This is a genomic window from Moorena sp. SIO4E2, assembly GCF_010671945.1.
GTDB classification, from domain to species: Bacteria; Cyanobacteriota; Cyanobacteriia; order Cyanobacteriales; family Coleofasciculaceae; genus Moorena; species Moorena producens.
The window spans coordinates 1-8095 of record NZ_JAAHIE010000350.1; the positions used below are offsets into that span (position 1 = coordinate 1).

The following is an 8095-nucleotide window of genomic DNA, read 5'->3' on the forward strand; positions in this document are numbered from 1 at the left end:
TGACCGCTGACCGCTGACCGCTGACCGCTGACCGCTGACCGCTGACCGCTGACCGCTGACCGCTGACCGCTGACCGCTGACCGCTGACCGCTGACCGCTGACCGCTGACCGCTGACCGCTGACCGCTTACAAAAAATCTATCTTCTAATTCAAAGGGTCTTGTGCTGGTAATCCTACAGCACGGGGAAACTTAGCTACTGTTGGTGATAATACTTTCAAAAACAAACAATGACGAACACTATCACTCAAAGGCGTAGTAAATTTTTCAACTGATTCAATTCTTCCACCTAACTTTTTTACCGCTGGCTGTAAAGCTTCGGTTTCTTCATCTGTCCAATGACCACGATAGAGAATCGCCAAACCTCCCTGTTTCAGAAGTGGTAGAGCATATTCAGCACAAACAGAAGGGGCACTAACAGCACGAACTAGAGCAATATCGTAGGAGTGTCGATGCTGCTGCTTCTGTCCAATAGCTTCTGCTCTGCCAACTAAGGTTGTAACATTATTGATTTCCAACTGGGGGATTAAGGTTTGAAGAAAAGTAATTTTTTTGCGAGTGGAATCGAGTAAAGTAATAGCAGTATTAGGAAATGCGATCGCAACTGGTAATCCCGGAAATCCCGCCCCCGTTCCAATATCAATAATTCTCTGTCCTGGAGTTATAGACTGCCATATTGGAGCCAATCCTACCAAAGAATCCCACAGGTGCTTTTCCCAAAACTCCTCGGGAGCCGTAATCCGAGTTAAATTCAACTGGCGATTGCCTGACAAAATCCCTTCATATAGTTTCTGAAACAACTGTTGTTGTTCTGGAGCTGGCTGCCAATTTAGAGTTTCTTGCCAAACCTCTGTCATCTGTGGCAGCAATAAAACATTTTGGTCATTTGTCATTTTTTACTTTTCAAACTACTCAACACGTAAGCTTTCAGCTTTCAGTTATCAGCTTTCAGCTTTCAGCTTTCAGTTATCAGCTTATGGGTTAAGTCACAGCGTCGAAGCCTGTGCCACGCTACTTGAGGTGCTTTTGAATAAGCGATGCAGAGGTGCGACCCGTGGCGAATTTAATTCGACGACTGTAAACGCACCATTACGGTCTTGGGAGTTTCCCCCATGAGCGACTGCATCAAGACAACAGGTAAACATTCGTTTAATCTGAGTTACGTCTACTGACCGCTGACCGCTGACCGCTGACCGCTGACCGCTGACCGCTGACCGCTGACCGCTGACCGCTGACCGCTGACCGCTGATAGCTGTTGGCAACACTCATAACTCAGCACTAGCTAAATCAACAGCTTTTAATTCCCCTTGCTTAAGAGTCCAGCAGCGGTCAGCAATAGGCAGTAAATCCCTAGCATCGTGAGTCACCACTAGCAGTGTCCAGTGGGTTTTGAGTTTTGCCAGCAGATTAACTAACTGTCTTCGCATAGACCAGTCTAATCCAGCTGTTGGTTCATCCAACATCAGTATATGGGGTTGACGAATCAGTTGTACTGCCAGAGCAAGGCGTCGCTGCTGACCACCACTCATAGCATGGGGTGAAGTATGCAGGGGGAAATCAGCCAGTCCCACTTCCCCCAAAGCATCATAAACCCTCTGTGACCCCAACTCTGGATGTCCCATCCGCAATTCTTCCAGGATAGTCTTACCACAGAAATGCCGTTCTGGAAACTGAAACACTAATCCTGCCAGTTGGGGTAGGTGGTCGTTGGTGAGTTCAGTTTCTCCCCAAAAGATTTTTCCTGCCGTCGGCTGGGCTAATCCTGCCAAAATTTCCAATAATGTGCTTTTACCAGAACCACTAACACCAATCACTAGTCCTAATTCTTGTGGTGCTAGCTCTAGATTCAGACCCTTCAAGATCGGGGTGGAGCTAGCTGGTGGATGATAGGTTAAGTCTCTAAGATATAGCATTCCGTTCTGCCCACTCTTTCCCTTCTCCCAAAATTTTGGAGGTTTCAAAATTTCATAAACATTACTATCCTAACCACTCAGCTATCAGCTATCAGCTATCAGCTATCAGCTATCAGCTATCAGCTATCAGCTATCAGCTATCAGCTATCAGCTATCAGCTATCAGCTATTAGCTATCAGCTATTAGCCTTTGGCCTTTGGGGCACGCTACGGGAATGGCCACGCTACGGGAATGGCTGACGGCTGACTGCTGACTGCTGTTCGCGTAGCGTGCGCGTAGCGCATATGCTTACTTAGGGAGTAGCCAAAAAATAAAATACCAGATTTTAGCTTGTAGGGTGGGCAAAAACATTTTGGTTCAAATGAGTCTTATAGATAAGATAACTTTGCCCACCCTACTTTAATTGGTATTTTTTTTACATGCAAGTCCCTTACTATCTTATGCCCCAACTTCCGGTACCATGGAACCTGGCATCAAGTGCAACGTCAGTACTGAGGTTAGTAGCATATATTTTTAATATTGCCAGAATGACGATGAACCAACGGTTTCGAGCACCAAAACAGATAGTTAAAGCCTGCGTCAGCACAGCAGTTGTATTAATCGGTTTATGGGGAATGCCCACCTTGGCAGCTGATCCCTTTCGCGACAGTAATCCTCGGGACATTGATAACACTGTTCAAGATGCTTTTGACTTCTTCTTCAAGGAGGGAAACTATAAAGAGGCCGAAGCTTATCTAAAAAAATCGGAATCTAGGCAGTCTAAAGAACCCATGACCTATGCTATGCTATCATCTCTAGCTTACTTAGATCAAGATTGGGAAACCTTCAAGAGCTACGGAACTAAAACTCTTAATAAGGCTAAGGAAATGATTGCCTCTGATCCCTTGCGAGGTAATCTTTACACAGCAGTAGGTTATTTTTTGGAAGGGGCTTACGATTTTGAAAAAGAAGGTCCCATCAGCGCCTTGACTAAATTGCAGAAAGTTTTTGAATATCTGGATGAAGCCAAAGAAATTGATCCTAATGATCCAGAGCTAAACTTGATTACAGGCTATATGGATTTAATGTTAGCAGTTAATTTACCATTTTCTGACCCATCTCAAGCCATTGACAAGTTAGAAACCTATGCTTTTCCTTCTTATTTAGCCTATCGAGGCATTGCTGTAGGATATCGAGATTTAAAGCAATATTCTAAGGCAATAGACTATGTAGACCGGTCAATGGAAACAACACCAAGCAACCCAGATGTACTTTACCTTAAAGCACAAATTTTGCGAAAACTGGGGCAGGAAGAAAAAAGTTTATATTTTTTTAACAAAGCTTTAGAAAAACAGAATCAACTCCCAAAACGTCACGCTGCCCAAATTACTTACGAGCAGTGCAAACTTGAAAATAAACTCACAGATGGGAATAGGAATTGCTCGAAGGAACGGAATCGGATCCGGAAGCGGGGAACAGACGTGGCTCACAAGGATGACTAAGTTTACTGTTGAAGGTTTAAGGTTTAGAGGTTGAAGGTTGAAGGTTGAAGGTTGAAGGTTGACTAAGTTGAAGGTTGAAGGTTGAAGGTTGAAGGTTGAAGGTTGAACGCGATGGACGAAGTCCCGCTTTCAGCGAACCCGTGGCCTATTGGCCAAGGTTGTTCGCCTTTAGGGTTCGGTATAGGGTAGGTTGAAGGTTAACTAAGTTGAAGGTTGAACGCGATGGACGAAGTCCCGCTTTCAGCGAACCCGTGGCCTATTGGCCAAGGTTAAAAGTAAACTGTAAATAGTTAACTGCATTTTTTTCAAAAAAACAGTAGGGGCATTCGTTGTGGGTGCTCCTATGGCAATCCTATAGGATTAGTGAACAGTGACAGGTCTTACTCAGAACTCAGCAGTATATTTAAGGGAAGTCTTGTTCACGAGTGAATCTTGATCAGGTATAATCCCTGTGTTAAAGAATTCGGGATTGTCCTTGACTTATGGTTCGCCTCAAGATAATTAACAAGTTCGATAGCAGTTTTGTCCTAGCTCCAGAAGCCCGAGACCAGTTATTTGCTTTACTAACCGGGGAAAACTTCTTGGCTCAAGTAGCTGAAGCGGCTCAAGCTGAAAGGGTTGAGTTTACTGAATTACTGTTTAAACCAGTTCCCTACACCACTTCAACCCCTAAGGGAATGCCAGCGGAATATGAGCAGTATCAAGAATCTGATGATTATATCATCATTAATGTACCTCCTAACTTCATGTTCAAAGCCAAAATCTTTAATCCCAGTCGCCTGTGTGGGATTTATCGCAAATTTCAATAAAATTTAGTTTTTAATCTTATTTTTTAATCCCATCCCATGCTCACCTCTGATAATCAAATTCCATCTCTGAAGGATTTAGAATTTATTCCCTATCTGGATGAAACGGGAAATATACCAGAATTTTTACAAAAAAAGATTGGTGTATACGCAATTTTTGACCAAGATAAAACGCTGAAATTTGTGAATTATTCCCGAGATGTATATATCAGCATCAAACAACATTTAGTTCGTCAGCATCACTCCTGCTATTGGCTAAAAGTAGAAACGATTGAAAAACCTGACCGGAGTCGATTAGAAACGATTCGTAAGGCATGGATTGAAGATAATGGTGTGATCCCGGTGGGAAATGGAGAGCAGGAAAATCTGTGGATCCAGCCCATTGATGCTAAAGTGACAATGACTGAAGCAGAGCAATTAGACTATGAGCAAAGTGAGGAATTAGCAAAAATTAAGATTCTCAAGAAAATTGCTCGGAGAGTTGAAGCTAAAATTAAAGATGAGCTAGAATCCCGAGGGGTAAAGACTGAAATTCGCTTCAATCCTAAGCTTAAAGAAAAGGGTTTACTTGACATAAAATGACTATCTCAACGGCTCATCCAGCTCTGCTAGTTCTCGCTGATGGCACAACTTACCAAGGCTGGTCTTTCGGAGCGACTGGTACAACCATTGGTGAAGTAGTGTTTAACACTGCCATGACGGGTTATCAAGAGGTGGTGACAGACCCCAGCTACTGCGGTCAAATTGTGACCTTCACCTATCCAGAATTAGGCAATACTGGTGTTAACCCCTCCGATCAAGAATCTGCTCATCCTCAAATCCGAGGGGCAATTGCCCGTAACATCTGCTACCGGCCCAGTAACTGGCGCTCTACCCAGTCCTTGCCCGATTATCTTGCGGAACACAACATCCCAGGAATTTACGGCATAGATACAAGGGCATTAACCCGCAAAATACGCTCCATTGGTGCGATAAACGGTGCCATTTCCACAGAAATCCTTGACTCCGCTGAATTATTGTCCGAAGTGCAAGGGGCTCCGAGTATGGCAGGATTAAATCTAGTTAAAGAAGTGAGCACTCACAAGGTTTACCAATGGTCTGATCCTACGGAAGCCAATTGGGAGTTCGGTCCTGGGGTTGATGGAGTGGAAAAGGACAAGCCTTTGACAGTTGTTGCGATCGATTTTGGGATTAAACGTAATATTCTCAAGCGTCTAGCGAGCTACAATTGTCGGGTAATTGTCGTCCCTGCTAATACACCGCCAGAAGAAATTGCTAAGTATAATCCCGATGGGATATTTCTGTCCAATGGACCAGGGGATCCGGCGGTAGTACTCGAAGGCATCTCAACCACCAAAGCCTTATTGGAGCGTCAGCAACCTATTTTTGGCATCTGCATGGGACATCAGATTCTTGGTCTTGCCCTAGGAGCCCAGACCTTTAAACTTAAATTTGGTCACCGAGGTTTGAATCACCCAGCCGGTTTGCAGCAAATGGTGGAAATTACTAGCCAAAACCATGGTTTTGCTATTGATCCCGATACCTTAGGCACGGAGGTGGAAGTTACTCACCTAAATCTCAATGACCGCACTGTGGCAGGGTTGCGTCACAAATCCTTACCGTTCTTCTCAGTACAGTATCACCCAGAGGCTAGTCCTGGTCCTCACGATGCTGACTATTTATTTCAGCAGTTTGTCGAGCTGATGCGTTCGCGTAGCGGCGACCCAGGAGCATAGCGCCCAATAGTCAATGCCAAACCCCAACTGTAGGGTGAGCGGGTGTGGGGCTATAGAATAACCCCTGCATTGCCAGCAAACCAAGAAATCTGCTTCAGTTATAATTAATCGGTTACAATTGCGGCTGGCTTAATTTTACCCTACCGCTACACCCGGTTACCCTACCCCCATTACTCTGATACTGTTGTATAATCTAATATTGACGTTGTTTTAGCCCCTTGAGGTGCTAACCAACAAAAAAAGGTATGGTGATAGGGCGCGTGTATCAACGGTAGCCAAGTCATCAATCTACTGTCACAGTAGTCAACTTGACAGTAGAAGTATTAAATTATTGATATTTATCAGCTATATCTAGGAGGGTGTTATTCCTGAACAACTAACCCTTACAGTCAGTTTAAGGGGCACTCGCCAAGTCGAGTCAAATTATCAAATTTTCCGCCTTACTGGATTGCTAGATGCCTTTTCGGAATCTACTCTCCGTAACGTTATTGGCAAATGTATTGATGAAGGTCCAGCGCATATTATTCTGGACTTATCTAAAATTGATTTTGTCGATAGCTCTGGTTTGGGTGCTTTGGTGCAGCTAGTAAAGAAAGCTCAAACTGCTAAAGGAAGTCTACAAGTCGTGACCAATCCCCGGGTGACTCAAACTGTGAAACTAGTGCGCCTAGAAAAATTTCTCTCCCTGCAAGATTCTCTGGCGGTAGCTGAGGAGAACGTCAAGGGTAAATGACAAAATCGTTGGTGATGGCGGGGACAAAACCCGCCATCACTTTCTCAGCAGTGGGGAATCGGTGAGAGTTGAGTGTGATTAACTTGCCTTTTAGTCAATGTATTGAATACTCGAAGCAGAAATTGTGGAAGGATGTCAAATTTGCTCTAATAAACAAAAGACCGTGATACCCCAAAGATGGCTCAAACAGATGCACAATTAGACCCCTTGGAAGAGGATAGCCATGGCGGTGGAACTGACTCTATAGTATTGTGGACAGAGTTTCGATTTAGGCAATTCATGGCGAAAGTTGATCAAATTGCCAAAATTCAACAGATTTCCCCAGCATCCTTGGCATATATAGGAGATGCTGTTTATGAACTTTACATCCGAACCCACTATCTGCTACCACCGAGGCGAATCTGTGACTATCATAACCAGGTAGTGGCTCATGTGAGAGCAGAAAGCCAAGCTAAGATTTTGCGATCGCTTGAACCTTACCTAACTGCTTCTGAAAAAGACGTTTTACGGCGCGGACGGAATGCTGCCACAAAGACCCCCCGGCGTCTCAATCGAGAAATCTATCAACAAGCTAGTAGCTTAGAAACCTTACTGGGATACCTCTACCTTACTGATACTCAACGGTTGACCCAGTTATTGGCTCATCTAAAACTCGACAGCCCATAAACCCTTATTCTATTATGGCTAATCAAAACCCCTCCTCTGATTCCTCCTCTGATGCTTCTGGCCAGATCAAGTTAGGGAAGTCCTCTGATCGGCAAGGTGAGAATAAAAAATTATCTCCTTCGACCCCAGGCAATTCTCAAAAGAACGGGAAACCCCCTCGAAAGAACTACCACTCTAGAAAGCCACGGGCAAAACATTCCCATCACTCCGAGGAAACTCAGCCGAAGCAGCATGGGTACCCTAAGTCAAAACTTGTAAGTAGCACAGAAGAAGAGAGTGACTTAATCTACGGGCGTCATTCAGTTATAGCAGCTCTCCAAAACCAGCACCAGCTAAACCGAGTTTGGATTATTTCCCAGCTGCGTTACGATCCTCGCTTTCACTCCTTACTGGTTCAAGCCAAGGCCAACGGTACAGTAATTGATGAAGTAGCACCAAAACGCCTGAGCCAAATTACTAAAGGTGGTAACCATCAGGGTGTGGCAGCTCAAATAGCATCTTACAACTACATAGATTTAAATGACTTAATTGACAAAGCAAAATGGGCAACTGAGCAGCCAGTTTTATTGGCTTGTGATGGCATTAATGATCCTCAAAATTTAGGGGCGATTATTCGTACGGCAGAAGCTCTAGGGGCTCAAGGCTTAGTAATACCCCAACGTCGAGCTGTTGGTGTCACCTCAACTGTGAGGAAAGTGGCAGCAGGAGCTCTAGAAACCTTTCCTATTGCCAGAGTTGTCAATCTCAGTAATGCCCTAGAGC

11 protein-coding genes and 1 pseudogene are annotated in these 8095 nt (G+C 44.4%); 8 read left to right on the plus strand and 4 right to left on the minus strand.

Annotated features, from left to right (window positions below):
• The 4 genes and pseudogenes from F6K37_RS44800 to F6K37_RS26760 all read right to left on the minus strand — a co-directional run.
• Window positions 1–172, minus strand: a pseudogene (locus tag F6K37_RS44800) (hypothetical protein); the annotation flags it as partial.
• Entirely contained in the window at window positions 145–891 is a 747-nt protein-coding gene (gene rsmG, locus F6K37_RS26750; protein WP_008179760.1) for a 16S rRNA (guanine(527)-N(7))-methyltransferase RsmG, read from the minus strand. The gene rsmG and the pseudogene F6K37_RS44800, both read right to left, overlap by 28 nt.
• A 93-nt stretch (window positions 892–984) precedes the next feature.
• Entirely contained in the window at window positions 985–1260 is a 276-nt protein-coding gene (locus F6K37_RS26755) for a hypothetical protein (protein ID WP_131827056.1), read from the minus strand.
• 3 nt (window positions 1261–1263) lie between these two features.
• Window positions 1264–1911, minus strand: coding sequence for an ABC transporter ATP-binding protein (locus F6K37_RS26760; protein WP_008179764.1), 648 nt, complete (start codon window positions 1909–1911; stop codon window positions 1264–1266).
• Between the two features lie 35 nt (window positions 1912–1946).
• On the opposite strand from F6K37_RS26760, the gene F6K37_RS26765 reads away from it, so the two are divergent.
• The 8 genes from F6K37_RS26765 to F6K37_RS26800 all read left to right on the plus strand — a co-directional run.
• Window positions 1947–2150, plus strand: coding sequence for a hypothetical protein (locus F6K37_RS26765; RefSeq protein WP_008179766.1), 204 nt, complete (start codon window positions 1947–1949; stop codon window positions 2148–2150).
• Between the two features lie 294 nt (window positions 2151–2444).
• Window positions 2445–3392 carry a Sll0314/Alr1548 family TPR repeat-containing protein gene (locus F6K37_RS26770; protein WP_287253390.1) on the plus strand — a complete coding sequence of 316 codons (948 nt, stop codon included), beginning with the start codon at window positions 2445–2447 and terminating at the stop codon, window positions 3390–3392.
• A gap of 482 nt (window positions 3393–3874) precedes the next feature.
• Window positions 3875–4201: a hypothetical protein gene (locus tag F6K37_RS26775; RefSeq protein WP_008179770.1), complete on the plus strand. Its 327-nt coding sequence runs from the start codon at window positions 3875–3877 to the stop codon at window positions 4199–4201.
• 36 nt (window positions 4202–4237) lie between these two features.
• The gene (locus tag F6K37_RS26780; RefSeq protein ID WP_008179772.1) at window positions 4238–4780 is read left to right on the plus strand and encodes a GIY-YIG nuclease family protein; all 543 of its coding nucleotides are present in this window, start codon (window positions 4238–4240) and stop codon (window positions 4778–4780) included.
• Entirely contained in the window at window positions 4777–5934 is a 1158-nt protein-coding gene (gene carA / locus F6K37_RS26785) for a glutamine-hydrolyzing carbamoyl-phosphate synthase small subunit (RefSeq protein ID WP_008179774.1), read from the plus strand. Before F6K37_RS26780 ends, carA begins: the two co-directional genes overlap by 4 nt.
• 364 nt (window positions 5935–6298) lie before the next feature.
• Complete coding sequence (locus tag F6K37_RS26790; RefSeq protein ID WP_044492280.1) at window positions 6299–6667, plus strand: STAS domain-containing protein; 369 nt, start codon at window positions 6299–6301, stop codon at window positions 6665–6667.
• A 177-nt stretch (window positions 6668–6844) separates the two neighbouring features.
• On the plus strand, window positions 6845–7333 hold the full coding sequence (locus tag F6K37_RS26795) for a Mini-ribonuclease 3 (protein WP_008179779.1): 489 nt from the start codon (window positions 6845–6847) through the stop codon (window positions 7331–7333).
• 14 nt (window positions 7334–7347) lie between these two features.
• The coding region (locus F6K37_RS26800; RefSeq protein ID WP_287253395.1) for a TrmH family RNA methyltransferase at window positions 7348–8095 on the plus strand (748 nt) is incomplete at its 3' end.